This window comes from Plantactinospora sp. WMMB782, from assembly GCF_049179135.1.
GTDB lineage: Bacteria > Actinomycetota > Actinomycetes > Mycobacteriales > Micromonosporaceae > Plantactinospora.
In genome coordinates, this window is the sequence record NZ_JBMHMC010000007.1 from 8,035,227 (window position 1) to 8,049,027 (window position 13,801).

Annotated in this window: 12 protein-coding genes; 6 read left to right on the forward strand and 6 right to left on the reverse strand. The window is 72.4% G+C overall.

Annotated features, from left to right (window positions below):
* The first annotated feature begins 4 nt into the window (after positions 1–4).
* The 3 genes from ACN28A_RS37820 to ACN28A_RS37830 all read left to right on the forward strand — a co-directional run bounded on the left by ACN28A_RS37820 (position 5) and on the right by ACN28A_RS37830 (position 5,805).
* Entirely contained in the window at positions 5–3,094 is a 3,090-nt protein-coding gene (locus ACN28A_RS37820; RefSeq protein ID WP_421403791.1) for a glycoside hydrolase family 9 protein, read from the forward strand.
* Positions 3,095–3,442: 348 nt separating this feature from the next.
* Entirely contained in the window at positions 3,443–5,443 is a 2,001-nt protein-coding gene (locus ACN28A_RS37825; protein ID WP_421403792.1) for a hypothetical protein, read from the forward strand.
* Positions 5,440–5,805: a hypothetical protein gene (locus ACN28A_RS37830; RefSeq protein ID WP_421403794.1), complete on the forward strand. Its 366-nt coding sequence runs from the start codon at positions 5,440–5,442 to the stop codon at positions 5,803–5,805. The genes ACN28A_RS37825 and ACN28A_RS37830 overlap by 4 nt, the downstream gene beginning before the upstream one ends.
* Positions 5,806–5,837: 32 nt before the next feature.
* Here ACN28A_RS37830 and ACN28A_RS37835 read toward each other — a convergent pair whose 3' ends face one another.
* Complete coding sequence (locus ACN28A_RS37835) at positions 5,838–7,262, reverse strand: Nramp family divalent metal transporter (protein ID WP_421403796.1); 1,425 nt, start codon at positions 7,260–7,262, stop codon at positions 5,838–5,840.
* A 137-nt stretch (positions 7,263–7,399) separates the two neighbouring features.
* Between ACN28A_RS37835 and ACN28A_RS37840 the strand changes: the two genes are divergently transcribed.
* Positions 7,400–7,954 (forward strand): GNAT family N-acetyltransferase, encoded by a 555-nt coding sequence (locus ACN28A_RS37840; RefSeq protein WP_421404859.1) that lies wholly within the window; start codon positions 7,400–7,402, stop codon positions 7,952–7,954.
* Between the two features lie 12 nt (positions 7,955–7,966).
* On the opposite strand, the gene ACN28A_RS37845 is transcribed toward ACN28A_RS37840, so the two are convergent.
* The 3 genes from ACN28A_RS37845 to ACN28A_RS37855 form a co-directional block, all read right to left on the reverse strand.
* Positions 7,967–8,944: a TIGR03885 family FMN-dependent LLM class oxidoreductase gene (locus tag ACN28A_RS37845; RefSeq protein WP_421403798.1), complete on the reverse strand. Its 978-nt coding sequence runs from the start codon at positions 8,942–8,944 to the stop codon at positions 7,967–7,969.
* A gap of 145 nt (positions 8,945–9,089) precedes the next feature.
* Positions 9,090–10,505 carry an NADP-dependent succinic semialdehyde dehydrogenase gene (locus ACN28A_RS37850; protein ID WP_421403800.1) on the reverse strand — a complete coding sequence of 472 codons (1,416 nt, stop codon included), beginning with the start codon at positions 10,503–10,505 and terminating at the stop codon, positions 9,090–9,092.
* Between the two features lie 59 nt (positions 10,506–10,564).
* On the reverse strand, positions 10,565–10,834 hold the full coding sequence (locus ACN28A_RS37855) for a DUF6343 family protein (RefSeq protein ID WP_421403802.1): 270 nt from the start codon (positions 10,832–10,834) through the stop codon (positions 10,565–10,567).
* A 168-nt stretch (positions 10,835–11,002) separates the two neighbouring features.
* Between ACN28A_RS37855 and ACN28A_RS37860 the strand changes: the two genes are divergently transcribed.
* Entirely contained in the window at positions 11,003–11,425 is a 423-nt protein-coding gene (locus ACN28A_RS37860; protein WP_421403804.1) for a PPOX class F420-dependent oxidoreductase, read from the forward strand.
* A gap of 205 nt (positions 11,426–11,630) precedes the next feature.
* On the forward strand, positions 11,631–12,509 hold the full coding sequence (locus ACN28A_RS37865; RefSeq protein WP_421403806.1) for a GDSL-type esterase/lipase family protein: 879 nt from the start codon (positions 11,631–11,633) through the stop codon (positions 12,507–12,509).
* Between the two features lie 157 nt (positions 12,510–12,666).
* On the opposite strand, the gene ACN28A_RS37870 is transcribed toward ACN28A_RS37865, so the two are convergent.
* Together ACN28A_RS37870 and ACN28A_RS37875 are read right to left on the reverse strand one after the other, a co-directional pair.
* The gene (locus tag ACN28A_RS37870) at positions 12,667–13,545 is read right to left on the reverse strand and encodes an EcsC family protein (protein ID WP_421403808.1); all 879 of its coding nucleotides are present in this window, start codon (positions 13,543–13,545) and stop codon (positions 12,667–12,669) included.
* 96 nt (positions 13,546–13,641) lie between these two features.
* Positions 13,642–13,788 carry a hypothetical protein gene (locus ACN28A_RS37875; protein ID WP_421403810.1) on the reverse strand — a complete coding sequence of 49 codons (147 nt, stop codon included), beginning with the start codon at positions 13,786–13,788 and terminating at the stop codon, positions 13,642–13,644.
* Positions 13,789–13,801: the final 13 nt, after the last annotated feature.

Below are 13,801 nucleotides of genomic sequence, written 5' to 3' on the forward strand. Positions count from 1 at the left end.
CTCCGTGCTCCGACCCCGCCACCGCCACCGCCGGGCCTCCCGCGCGGTCACCCTGCTCGCCACCGCCGCCCTGCTGATCACCGGCACCGCCACCGGGGCACAGGCCCGCCCCGACGGCACCACCGGGACCCTGGCGGCCACCGAACACATCGTCAACGGCACCTTCACCGACAGCACCGCGCCGTGGTGGTCGACCACAAACCTCACCCTGGCCGCGGTCGACGGCCAGCTCTGCACCGAGGTGCCGGCCGGGCTGGCCAACCCGTGGGACGCCAGCCTCGGCCACAACACCATCCCGCTCGGCGACGGCGCCAGCTACGCGCTGAGCTTCCGCGCCTCGACGAGCGCCCCGGTGACGGTGAAGGCGAACGTACAGCTCAACGAGGAGCCGTACACCACGGTCTTCTCCCGGGACGTCGCCCTCGACAGCACCGCCGAGGAGTTCGGGTACGAGTTCACCGGCACCCTCGACTCCACCAACGGCACCCTCACGTTCCAGCTCGGCGGCGCCGCCGAGGCGTACACGTTCTGCCTGGACGACGTCTCGCTGAGCAGTGACGCCGACACCGGGCCGCCGCCCGGCGGGGCCGAGCAGCTGGACAACGGCGACTTCGCCGACGGCACCACCGGCTGGTTCTCCTACGGCACCACCTCGACCGGCGTCACCGACGGGCAGCTCTGCTCCGCCGTACCCGGCGGACTGGCGAACCCGTGGGACGGCGGCGTCGGGCAGAACGACGTGACGCTGGTCAGCGGCGAGTCGTACACGCTCTCCTTCGACGCCAGCGCCACACCCGGCGCGAAGGTGCGGGTGGCGGTGCAGCTCGGCGTCGACCCGTACACGTCGTTCTTCGCCGAGGACATCACCTTCGGCCCGGAGGCGCAGCACGTCGAGCGGACCTTCACCGCCAGCGCCGACACCACCGCCGCCCAGCTCGCCTTCCAGGTCGGCGGCAACGCCGACGAGTACACGTTCTGCCTGGACAACGCATCGCTGCTCGGCGGCGAGGAGGAGCCGCCGTACGAGCCGGACACCGGGCCGCGGGTCCGGGTCAACCAGGTCGGCTACCTGCCGGCCGGGCCGAAGAACGCCACGATCGTCACCGAGGCGACCGAGCCGCTCGGCTGGCAGCTCAAGTCGGCCGCCGGTGCCGTGGTGGCCAGCGGGCAGAGCACCCCGCGCGGCGTCGACCGGGCGTCGGCGCAGAACGTGCACAGCGTCGACTTCTCCGGCTACCGCACCCCGGGCACCGGCTACACGCTCACCGCCGACGGCGAGACGAGTCACCCGTTCGACATCGCGGCCGACGTCTGGAAGCAGCTCCGCTCCGACTCGCTGCAGTTCTTCTACATCCAGCGCAGCGGCATCGCCATCGACGGCGACCTGGTCGGCGAGGAGTTCGCCCGGCCGGCCGGGCACCTCGGGGTGGCGCCGAACCGGGGCGACACCGACGTACCCTGCCAGCCCGGCGTCTGCGACTACCGGCTCGACGTGCGCGGCGGCTGGTACGACGCCGGTGACCACGGCAAGTACGTGGTGAACGGCGGCATCGCCACCTACCAGCTGCTGAGCGCCTTCGAGCGGACCAAGACCGCGCCCACCGCCGGTGGCGGAGCGGCGCTCGGCGACGGCACGCTGCGGCTGCCGGAACGCGACAACGGCGTGCCGGACATCCTCGACGAGGCACGCTGGGAGCTGGAGTTCCTGCTCCGGATGCAGGTGCCGGCCGGCCGGCCGCTGGCCGGGATGGCGCACCACAAGATGCACGACCGGAACTGGACCGGGCTGCCCCTGCAACCCGAGGACGACCCGGAGCTGCGTGAACTGCACCCGCCGTCCACCGCCGCGACGCTGAACCTGGCCGCCACCGCCGCGCAGTGCGCCCGGCTCTTCGCACCGTACGACGCCGCGTTCGCGCAGCGCTGCCGGACCGCCGCCACCACGGCGTACGCGGCGGCCAAGGCGAACCCGACCCGGTACGCCGACCCGAACGACGGCAACGGCGGCGGCTCGTACGCCGACGGGGACGTCACCGACGAGTTCTACTGGGCCGCCGCCGAGCTGTACCTGAGCACCGGCGGTGCGTCCTACCTGGCCGACCTGACCGCCTCGCCGCACCACACCGACGACGAGGTGTTCGGGGCGCACGGCTTCGGCTGGGGCAGCACCGCCGCGCTCGGCCGGCTCGACCTGGCCACCGTGCCGAGCGGCCTGTCCACGGCCGAGCGGGACCGGCTGCGCGGCTCGGTGGTGGCCGCCGCCGACGGCTACCTGGCGACCGCCCAGGGCCAGGCGTACGGCCTGGCGATGCCGGGCACCCCGAACAGCTACTTCTGGGGCGCCAACAGCAACATCATCAACAACGCCGTGGTGCTGGCCACCGCCTTCGACCTGACCGGACAGGCCAAGTACCGGGACGGCGCGGTGCAGGGGATGGACTACATCTTCGGCCGCAACGCGCTGAACCAGTCGTACGTGACCGGCTGGGGCGAGAAGGCGGCGGAGAACCAGCACAGCCGGATCTTCGGCAACCAGTACGACGAGTCGCTGCCGAACCCGCCGGCCGGTTCGATCGCCGGTGGCGCGAACGCCAGCCTCGACGACCCGTTCGTCGAGGAGTTGCTGGCGGGTTGCGCGCCGATGTTCTGCTACGTCGACGACATCGCTTCCTACTCCACGAACGAGGTGGCGATCAACTGGAACTCGGCACTGGCCTGGATCGCCTCGTTCCTGGCCGACCAGGGCGGCAGCACCTCGGTGCCGGCCGGCTCCGGCTGCCGGGTGAGCTACGTCAACCACGGCGCCTGGGCCGAGGGGGGCGGGTTCACCGCACAGGCCACCGTCACCAACACCGGCACCGCCCCGATCAACGACTGGACGCTCAGCTTCTCGTTCAACGGCGACCAGAAGGTCCGGGACGCGTGGATGGCGAAGGTGACCCAGGCGGGTGCCCGGGTCACCGCGCGGGGCGAGTCGTACAACTCGCGGATCATGCCGGGTGCCAGCCAGATGTTCGGCTTCAACGCCACCACCGCCGGTGGCCCGAACCCGAACCCGACCCTCTTCACCGTCAACGGGGTGCCCTGCACCTGACGTACCACCACCACCGGTGAGCCCGGACCGACGCCTGTCGGTCCGGGCTCACCGGCGTCTGTGGGTCGAACGGTGGTCGGCGCTTCGGGCCGGGGCACCCCGTACGTCCAGCGAGTCCGCCCGGGACGGCCCGGCGACTCGCCCGACCGGTTCGGGCCCGCGATCTCGACTCGGTCGCGCCCGTCCGGAGGAGGTGACGGATCTTAACTTTCCGCAAGGCTGTAATCACGAAGAGGAATCGTCTTTGCTTCGCGATCAGCGGGTCCGCTGCCGAACGGGTCATGCCGGCGAGGGCGTGCCATACCGGATGCGGAGCTCGACGGGCGAAGATCCGACCCAGGAGGGCTCGTGGGCAGAGCAGAGACGTTCCGCTCGATCGCCGCCTGTCTGGGCCAGCTCGCTGCGGCCGCGGCCGTCGCGGTGGCGTCGATCGTGGACGGGCCGGTCGACGTCCTGCTCCGGGCGGTGGGCTGGCTCGACATCCCGGCCTGGCCGGCCGAGGGCGCGCTCCGGCTGATCGGCCTGCTGGCCGCGGCCGACCTGGTGGTGCGGGCCCGGGAGACGGCCCGGCGACACTGGCGGCGACGGCAGCGCCTGGAACGCATCCCCGGCCCGCCGCCCCCGGTCACACTCGGCCAGCACGACGCCGACCGGGAGATCCTCCGGTCGATGATCCGGGTGAGCCGCACCTATCCGGCACCGGCGATCCGGCTGTTCGGCCAGATACTGCTCGACCCGGCGAGGTACCAGGTCCGGATCACCGACGAGGTCCAGCAGGTGGAGGAGTGCCTCAAGGTGACGGTCTCCACCATGTTCAGCGCCGGGCCGGAGGACCTGGTCGGGCTGCGCGAGGAGGCGCTGCCCGGAAAACCGCCGGCGACCGGCCCGGAACGTCCCGCTCCGCTGCCGCGTACCGGCGCGACCGCGTCGGAGACCAACGGCGACGTCCGCGGTACCAGCCTGTCGGGTCGAGCCTCCGCCCTGCTCACCAGGCAGTCGCGACGGCACGACCGGCGGACCGACCCGGAGGACGGCGCGGGTCCGCCGGGTCCGCCCGACGACGACGGCGCCGGGAACCGGAGCGGAACCACCGGTCCGGGCGCCGACCAGCCCCGGGTGATGCTGGTACCGATGATCCTGAGCACCAAGGGCGCCATGCTGGACAACATCGAGACCCTCGACGGGGCCGGGGACCCGGTGCCGTTCCTGTCCCAGGAGGACGCCCGGGGTGTGGTGGCGCACGTGCTGCGGCAACTCTTCTGGGAAACCTTCGGCGAGGCGGTGCACGAGGCGGACGAGCGGCGGCGGGACGCCGTGCTCTTCGCCCTGCTCCGGCTGGTCTTCCAGGCCGGTCGGGTCTCGGTGGCCGACGCCGACGCGTACTTCGAGCGCAACGTCGCGCCGATCCGGGACAGTGCCGACGCCGACGACCTGACCCGGCTGCGCGGGGTCTGCACGTTCCTGGTCCGCAACTACGTGGTGATCGCCGAGGTGCCACCGCCGGAGCGGTACGCCTGGATCCTGCGCTACACCAAGACCATGCCGGTGTACGGTCGGGCGGCCTCGCCGCACGGCCGGCGGCGCGTCCGGCTCGGCCTGGCACCGAACACCTTCGTCATCCCGCTGAACCTGCCGTTCACCACCACCAGCTACCACTTCCGGATGCGGGCCGGCACGAACACCTACGTCAAGGTGCACTCGGTGCAGTCGGCCCGATCGGGGACCAGCGTGGACCAGAACGCCATCCGGGCCATGAGCAGACACGCCTACCTTCGGGTACGGCGTCGCCAGGCGCTCCCGTACGCCCATCTCTACGCCCGACGCTTCGACACCTGCCGCGACCCGGCGGACCTGGTGATGGAGGTGGTCTTCGACGAGGTCCCACCGGGGGCGCTCGGCCTCACCTCGTGGCTGGCCGCGCTCTCCGCAGCGGTGATCACCTTCCTCGCCCTGCTGGTACCCGACAACGACGGCGACCGGATCTCCGGCGACGTGCTCGCGTTCCTGCTCGCCATCTCGCCGGTCGCGGCGACCTTCGTCGGCTACTCGATGGAGAAACTGCGCCGCTCCTCGCTGACCACCTTCGCCGGGCTGGTGGCCACCGGTGCCAGCTCACTCGTCGCGGCGCTGCTCTACGTGCAGCCGTCACCACCGTGGCTGCTCGCCCGTCCGACTGTGCCGCTACTCGGGGAGATCCGGGTCAACCTCGGCGTATTCGCGGTCGGGCTGGTCGGCGGGCTGGTCGCCGCATATCTCTTCTTCCGGCTCCGCGACGAACTCCAGCACTACGTCGGCCTGCTCCGGGACGTGGAGCACCCGGGCGCCGACCGGCCGGGTGAGCCGGGATGAGCCGGCAGAAGCCGGCCGGGCCAGAGCCGGCCGGGTCGGCGTCCGAGCCGGAGGAGTTGGTGATGGACCGTACCGCCGATCCGGGAGTCGGGTCCGAACTGCTCGACTCGCTTCCGGCGGACGCGGTGGTCGCCTACCGGGGTGAGCCGCGCGCCTCGGAGCGGGCGCTGCTGCTCTGGCCGATGACCGCCGACCAGCGGCAGGCGTTCGGCGTCGGCATCGAGTGGGTCAGCAACCAGCTGCGGACCATGGACGAGGAGCAGGTCGGACGGTTCCTCGACGAACTCGCGGAGCAGACCGGACGGCTCGGCCTGGACACCTCGCCGCCGCCCGAGGAGCAGCTGGGCGGGCGTGTACCGTGACCCGCCCGCCCGGCGCTCCGCCGCCGCCCGGCCTACCGCAGCCAGTCGAGCAGCCGGTCGCCCTGCTGCCAGACGGTGAGCGCGGAGAAGACCCCGAAGAGCAGTACCGACCAGACCAGCGCGACCACCCGGTAGGAGCGCGGCCGGATCTGCTCGGGCAGTACCCGCCGGTTGAGCACCAGCAGCAGGATCGAGTAGAAGAACATCATCAGCCCACCGACGCAGGCGGAGATGACCAGCAGGATCAGCGGCTGGTCGAAGCCGGCCAGCAGGATGGCGCAGCCGAGCCCGACCAGCCCCCAGACCAGCGCGAAGTAGATCCGGCTCTCCGAGAGCCGGGGCAGGTACGCCGTCTTGACCACGTCGGCGGCGAGCCGGCTGGTGTAGTCGACGATGCCCAGCGCGGCGGCGAAGAGCGACAGCGCACCGACCACCCAGAACAGGGTGCCGAACCAGCTGCCGACGACCTCCTTCAGCCGCTCCCCCTCGACCCGGAGGAAGTCCACGCTGTTGGCCAGCCCCGGCACGCCGTACACGGTGGAGTACGCCAGCAGCGAGGTGAGCACGATTGTGACGAACGAGATCAGCACGAAGGTGACCAGCTGTTCCCGGTTGGCCAGCCGCCACCACCGCCGCCAGTGGGCCAGGTTCTCCTCGGTCGGTTCGAAGACGAAGCCCCGGCTGTCCGGTGCCGCTTCCTCGCGGCCGGTGACCGGGCTGACCAGCCGGGGCACGTACCTGCCCATGCCGTAGCCCTTGTCCCGGATCCAGTTGGACTGCACCAGGTTCTGCCCGCCGCCGGCACCGGCGAAGACGAGCGCGGAGAGCATCAGCGCGAAGCCGAGTTCGGTGGGGAACTCCGGGGCGGTGACCGCGGTCGGCAGGTCGCCCCAGGCGCGGGCCGAGATGGCGAAGGCCACCGCGACGACGATGAAGGCCAGCACCAGGCCGACCTTGACGAACTCGATCCGTTCCAGCGCCTTGTAGACCACCGGGGCCAGGGTGAGCGTCGCGCCGATCAGCAGCAGCAGCCCGACGGCGATCCAGGTCGCGCTCCCGCCGAACAGGTAGGTCATCATGGTGGCCGAACTGGACGCCCAGCCCGGCCAGAGGTTGGCGAAATAGACCATGATCGCGAAGACGAGTCCCCAGTGCCGCCAGAACCGCGAGAAGCCGGTGAGCGCGGTCTCGCCGGTGGCCAGGGTGTAGCGCTCGATCTCCATGTTCAGGAACCACTGGGTGACGATGCCGACCGCGGCGGCCCAGAGGAAGACCAGCCCCACCTGGGAGGCGATGTAGGGAAAGAGGATGAACTCGCCGGACGCCAGGCCGACGCCGGCCGCGATCACCCCCGGTCCGATGACCGACCAGGCGGATCGGGGCGGCGGGGGCAGTTCCCGGACGGCGACGCCGGGCAGGTGTTTCGTCGGAAATCGATCGGCGGCGGTCTGCGTCATCGGTGACCTCCAGGGGACGGGCACCGGCCGGGCGAGCCGGACACCGTCCTGGCGCCCACTCCTCGACTGGTCGGTGGCGAGATCGGTTCGCAGTGGTAGTGGTAGATAGATCTTCTGCCAACATGGACGTCGTGCCAATGGATCAGCTCGTCGTCCGGCCCGGCGGCCCCGACGACGTCGCCGCGGTGCTCGCCCTGCTCGACGGCGCCACCCGCTGGTTGGCCGAGCTGGGGCGTACCGGCCAGTGGGGCACTGCCCCGCACTCCGGCAACCCGCGCCGGATCGCCCAGGTACGGCGCTGGGCCGCCGACGGCGACCTCTACCTGGCCGAACTCGCCGGCCGGCCGGTCGGGGCGATCGTCGTCGGCACGGCGGTGCCGCACGTCCCGGCCGCGACCGGACCCGAGTTGTACGTCAACCTGCTGGTCAGCGACCGCGCACATGCCGGGCTTCGGATCGGCGCACGACTGCTCGAGTACGCCGAGGAACTCGCCCGGTCTTCGGGGATCGACCTGCTGCGGGTGGACTGTTACGCCGGTGACGACGGCGCCCTGGTCCGCTACTACGAGAGGCAGGGCTTCACCGCCACCGAACCGTTCACGGTGCCGCTGGCCGACCGGCGCTGGCCGGGCCAGGTGCTCGAACGCCGCCTCCTCCCCCGCCCGCGCGGCGAGGGACCGGGCGCGACCTGAACCGGACACGGCTCAGCTGGCGCCCGCGCCGCCCGTCCGTAGCTCGGGTAGCACCTTCGCCCCGAAGGTGTCGACGAAGGCGTCCAGCCGCTGCCCCACGTGGTGCAGGTAGATCTCGTCGAAGCCGAGTTCGGCGTACTCGTGCAGCAGCGCCGTGTGCCAACCCAGGTCGGCGGAGACGTTGACCACCTCGGCGACCCGCTCCGGCGACACCTGCGCGGAGACCACGTCGAAGTGCTCCGGCAGTTCCAGGTCCCAGCAGACCGGCGGGGCGAAGACGTTGCTGCGCCACTGGTCGTACGCGATCCGGGCCGCCTCCTCCTGGTCGGGCGCCCAGCTCAGATGCACCTGGAGGTGCAGCTTGCCCCGGCCGCCCGCGTCCCGGTAGGCGTCGATCATCCGGCGCAGCCGGTCGACCGGCGCGTTCACGGTGATCAGGCCGTCGGCCCACTCGGCGCACCACCGGGCGGTCGCCTCGCTGACCGCCGCGCCGACGAGGGCGGGCGGCTGCTCGGGCCGGGTCCAGAGCCGGGCCCGGTCCACGGTGACGAGTCCGTCGTGGCTGACCTCCTCGCCGGCCAGCAGTGCCCGGATCACGTCGACGCACTCCCGCAGCCGGGCCGTCCGGATCTCCTTGCGCGGCCAGCCGTCCCCGGTGATGTGCTCGTTGCTCGCCTCGCCGGTGCCGAGCGCGGCCCAGAACCGGCCCGGGTACATCGCGGCGAGGGTGCCGATCGCCTGGGCGATGATCGCCGGGTGGTAGCGCTGGCCGGGGGCGTTGACGACGCCGAACGGCAGCGTGGTGGCCTGGAGCGCGGCACCGAGCCAGGACCAGGCGAAGCCGGACTGCCCCTGCCGGTTGCTCCACGGCGAGAAGTGGTCGGAGGACATGGCCGCGTCGAAGCCCGCCTCCTGGGCCCGGACGACGGCCCGGAGCAACTCGGCGGGATGGATCTGCTCGTGCGAGGAGTGGAGCCCGAAGACCGTCATGGCGGTCTCCCGTACCCCGCCGACCCCGGCCCGCACACCCGATACGGCGACGAATATCGCCGGCCGGAGCCGGACGCGCACGGGGATCGGGGCGGCAGGGCACCGTCGGCGTGCGGCACCTCGCGGAGGCCGGCGAGCCGCCGGCCTACTCGCTGTGCGCCCCGGCGCCGGGGCCGGCCGCCGCCCCCGCGCCGATCCAGACCGCCTTGAGGTTGCAGAACTCCCGGATCCCCTGCACCGACAGCTCCCGGCCGTAGCCGGAGTTGCCGACGCCGCCGAACGGCAGCTCCGGATAGGACGTGGTCATGCCGTTGACGAAGACCATCCCGGCGTCCAGGTCGGTGACGAACCGCTGCTGCTCGTCCGGGTCCCGGGTCCAGGCGTTGGCGCCGAGCCCGTAGTCGGTGCCGTTGGCCACCTCGACCGCCTCTTCGTACGAGCCGACCCGGTAGAGGCCCGCGACCGGGCCGAAGACCTCCTCGGCGTACATCCGCATCTGCGGGGTCAGCTCGCTCACCACTGTCGGCGGGTACCACCAGCCGGGCCGGTCCGGCACCTCGCCGCCGCAGAGCAGCCGGGCGTTCTTCGCCACCGCGTCCCGGACCTGGTCGGCGACCTCGTCCCGGCCCCGTTCGGTGGCGAGCGGCCCGACGTCTGTGCCGTCGTCCATCGGGTCGCCGACCCGCAGCGCCGACATCCGGGCCACGAACGCCTCCGCGAACTCGTCGTAGACGTCGGTGTGCACGATGAACCGCTTCGCCGCGATGCAGGACTGGCCGTTGTTCTGGCAGCGGGCCACCGTGGCCACCTCGGCGGCCCGGGCCAGGTCGGCCGAGGGCATCACCACGAACGGGTCGCTGCCGCCGAGTTCGAGCACTGTCTTCTTGACGTACCGGCCGGCGATCGAGGCGACCGAGCGGCCCGCGCCCTCGCTGCCGGTGAGTGTCGCGGCCCGGACCCGGGGATCGGCGAGTACCCGCTCGATCCGCTCCGAGCCGATCATCAGGGCCTGGAACGCGCCGGCCGGGAAGCCGGCCCGGCGGAACAGCTCGTCCAGGTAGAGCGCCGTCTGTGGCACGTTCGAGGCGTGCTTGAGCAGTCCCGTGTTGCCGGCCATCAGGGCGGGCGCGGCGAAGCGCATCACCTGCCAGAGCGGGAAGTTCCACGGCATCACCGCCAGTACCGGCCCCATCGGGAAGTACCGGCCGTACGCCGAGGTGGCGCCGATCGAGCCGGCGTCGGCGGGTTCGTCGGCGAGGAACCGTTCGGCGTGTGCCGCGTAGTACCGGCAGGCCGCCGCGCACTTGGCCACCTCGGCCTTTGCCGAGGCGTACGTCTTGGCCATCTCCGTCGTCATCGTCCGGGCCACCGCGTCGGTTTCGACCTCCAGCAGGTCCGCCACCGCCGACATCCACCGGGCCCGGTCGGCGAAGGTGGTGCCGCGCAACTCGTCGAAGCCGGCCGCCGCCCGGGCGAGGGCCTCCTCCAACTGCTCGTCGGTCATCTCGTCGAAGCTCTTGAGCAGCTGTCCGTTGGTCGGGTCGACGGTGGCGATCGACATGTCGTACTCCCTGGTGACGTCGGCGGATCAGGTACGGCGTACCGGGACCGGCTCCGTGGTCACTCGAAGAGCGAGTGCTTCGTACCCGGCGGTTCCTCCCGGCGCCGCGCGATCCGGCGGCGCTGCACCACCACCAGGTCGACCACGGCGACCACGGCGAGGATGCCCAGGACCACCGCGAGCACCAGCAGGTCGGCCCGGAGCGCCAGCACGCCGAGCGCCACACAGATCACCAGACCGAACGCGGCCAGCGCCAGGCGCAGGTTGAGCGCGCTGTACGCGTGACCAACCGTCCCTTTCGCCCCTCTGGGCTGTGATCTCGCGGCCATATTCGCCGAACTACCCGGTATCGGCCCGGACTAACCTGACCGGCCCACCCCGCCCGCCGGCCGGGGCCCAGATCCGCGACGGGGTCCGGCGCCCGGGTCCGCGACGCCGCCCGCGCCGTCCCGGTCAGGTGCCGGGGTTTTCGCCCCAGGCTGGGTATAAGGAACGGCATGACTACCGGTGGTACTCCCCCAGCCAGCCACGAGGACCTGCTGATCCGCCCGCTTTTCGCACACCTGGCGACCACCCGTCCGGACGGCGGGCCACAGAGCAACGTGATGTGGTTCGCCTGGGACGGCGGCCGGATCCGGATGACCCACACCAGGAGCCGGCAGAAGTTCCGCAACCTCCGGCGGGATCCCCGGGTCGCCCTCTCGATCGCCGACCCCGACGACCCGTACCGGTTCCTGGAGGTGCGCGGCGTGGTGGAGAAGGTCGAGGACGACGACGAGGTCGCCTCGTTCTACAAGTCCCTCCAGCAGCGCTACGACAACGTCTACGAGATCAGGGACGCACCGGAGCGGGTCATCGTCACGATCCGGCCGGAGAGCTTCGTCGCCGTCGTCGACGGGCAGCCGCAGCGGGCCGGCTGACCCTCACCCCGGTCGCCCAGCCGCCGGCCCTGGCCTCACCGGCCCCTACCGGTCTGGATCCGATCCGGCGCCCGACGCCCGCAGGGCGGCTCCGGCCGGGTGTCGGTGATCCGCCGGGCCGGTGGCGGCGTCGAGGGTTCCGGGGCGACAGCCAGGCCGCGTAGAGTTACGGGGCGATTGCTGTCCGCTCGGTACCGGGAGAAGCATGCCCAGACGATGGACCGCCGCCGTCACCGCCGTGCTGGCGGCCTTCGCGCTGGCCTGCGAGGGGTCCGACGGCGGCGGTGGCGGTCAGCCCGACCCTCCGCCTCCGCCACCCCGCCCCGGACTGCCCGACTCGATCGCGGCGCTCGGCGACTCCATCACCGCCGGCTTCGGCTCGTGTCTGATCCTCGCCGCCTGCCAGCGCAACTCGTGGTCGACCGGGGAGAGCAGCCGGGTGGAGAGCATCTACCGGCAGCTCCGCGAGGTGAACCCGGCGATCCGCGGCAGGACACACAACGAGGCGGTGAACGGTGCCCGCGCCTCGGGACTGGCCAGCCAGGCCGCCGCGGCGGTACGCGCCAGGGCGGAGTACGTGACCGTACTCATCGGAGCGAACGACGCCTGCCGGGGCGGGATCGAGGACATGACCGGGGTAACGGCGTTCCGCGCCGACGTCGACCGTGGGCTGGCCACCCTGAAGAAGGGGCTGCCCAGAGCCAGGGTCCTGGTGGTGAGCATCCCGAACCTCTACCGGGTCTGGGAGGTGGGACACGAGGACACCCGGGCGGTACGCGCCTGGCGGGGCCGGACCTGTCCCGCCCTGCTGGCCAACCCCACCTCGACGGAGCCGGCCGACCGCACCCGCCGGTCGACGTTCCGGGCCCGGGTCGACGCGTACAACGAGCAGCTCGCCGCCGCCTGCAAGGCGTACGGGTCCCGGTGCCGCTACGACGGCGGCGCCGCGCACCGGGTGCGGTTCGGCCTGGACCGGCTCAACCGGTTGGACTACTTCCACCCCAACGTGGCCGGGCAGAACGAGTTGGCCAGGGTGGCCTGGCGGGCCTCCGGCCTGGCCAGCCAAGCCCGCCGAGCCGACTGAGACCGCCGCGCCGACCCCGTCGGACCGCCCTCGGATCAGGGCCGGTCCGCCAGGCGACCCGGGGATCAGGGCCGGTCCGCCAGGCCGGCTCGGATTCCGGGCCGCTTCGCTGCGCCGTCCGGGACAGGTGGGGGTCCGGTGGTGGGGCGGGCGACTGTCAGCGGGGCTGCGGCGGCATGATCGCCGTCCGGGGTCGGTACAGCTCCTGGGCCCGGGTCGCCAGGCTCCTGGTGGCTGACGAGTTGGCCCAGCTGCCGAAGACCACCGCCGCGCCCGGCACCGCCTTGGCGACCAGCCGCTTGGCGGCCCGGACCCCGGCCATCTGCGCCAGCTTCAGGCCGAGCCGCAGCATCACCTGGGCCAGCGGGGTCTGCGAGCCGCGTCGCAGCGCGTCGACCCGCTCCCGTCCGGCGGCCACCCCGAGCGCCAGCCGCGCCGTCTCGGCGATCTTGTGTACCCGTTGCAGCACCAGCAGGTCGGTGGCCCGGTCGGCATGCTCGGGGTCGTGGCCGTACGCGGCGGCGACGTAGAGCACCATCCGGGCCTGGGTCCAGGCCAGTACTCCCATGTCGAGGACCGCGCCGGGCAGGCCGGCGGCCCCGGAGATCGCGCCGGAGACCCGGGCGTGGTTGACGAACTTCCGGATCGCCGTGTCGGCCATCGCCTCCGGCGTCATCTGCGGATAGCGGGCACGGTTGCGTTCCGCCCAGGCCCGCGCCTGCGGCCCGATCCGCCGGACCGCCTCCAGGGCGAGATGCTCCGGAGCGTACTGCGGATCTGCCTTCATCCGCTCCCACAGCCCGCTGGGCGGGGCGACGGTCAGCTCCGGGTCGTCGACCGACCCGGCCGGGTCCGGCCCGGCCTCCGGGTCGACCTGGGCGACCCCGACGGCGGCGTCCGGCCCGCCCTCCGGCACACCGTCAGGGGCCGGCTGCGGGCGGGGGGCCGGGCCCGGGTGCGCGGCGGCCGGCGGCATGCGGTCGGTCGGCGGAACCGGCGCGGCGGTTCCGCCGCCGGCCGGCTGGGACTCGGTCACGGGCACTCCGGCTCTCGAAGGGGACGGGGTCAGGCGGTCCGTCGAAGGGACGGGGTCAGGAGTCGGTCGAAGGGACGGGGTCAGGGCGGTCGGCGGTCAGCGCCGGCCGCGCAGCCGGTACGCGATCTGTCGCATCCGCTGCTGGTTCGACGGCTTGGCCAGCTCGCGCCGACCCCGCTCGACGAGCCGCTGGCCCTGTGGGGATCGCAGGAACAAACGGATCCGTTGCACAAGTGATGCCATCTCGGTCCTCCTC

Coding starts and splice junctions, on each gene's coding strand:
- ACN28A_RS37830 (WP_421403794.1), top strand. CDS start 5,440: ATGAGCCGGCAGAAGCCGGCCGGGCCAGAGCCGGCCGGGTCGGCGTCC.
- ACN28A_RS37835 (WP_421403796.1), bottom strand. CDS start 7,262: ATGACGCAGACCGCCGCCGATCGATTTCCGACGAAACACCTGCCCGGC.
- ACN28A_RS37840 (WP_421404859.1), top strand. CDS start 7,400: ATGGATCAGCTCGTCGTCCGGCCCGGCGGCCCCGACGACGTCGCCGCG.
- ACN28A_RS37845 (WP_421403798.1), bottom strand. CDS start 8,944: ATGACGGTCTTCGGGCTCCACTCCTCGCACGAGCAGATCCATCCCGCC.
- ACN28A_RS37850 (WP_421403800.1), bottom strand. CDS start 10,505: ATGTCGATCGCCACCGTCGACCCGACCAACGGACAGCTGCTCAAGAGC.
- ACN28A_RS37855 (WP_421403802.1), bottom strand. CDS start 10,834: ATGGCCGCGAGATCACAGCCCAGAGGGGCGAAAGGGACGGTTGGTCAC.
- ACN28A_RS37860 (WP_421403804.1), top strand. CDS start 11,003: ATGACTACCGGTGGTACTCCCCCAGCCAGCCACGAGGACCTGCTGATC.
- ACN28A_RS37865 (WP_421403806.1), top strand. CDS start 11,631: ATGCCCAGACGATGGACCGCCGCCGTCACCGCCGTGCTGGCGGCCTTC.
- ACN28A_RS37875 (WP_421403810.1), bottom strand. CDS start 13,788: ATGGCATCACTTGTGCAACGGATCCGTTTGTTCCTGCGATCCCCACAG.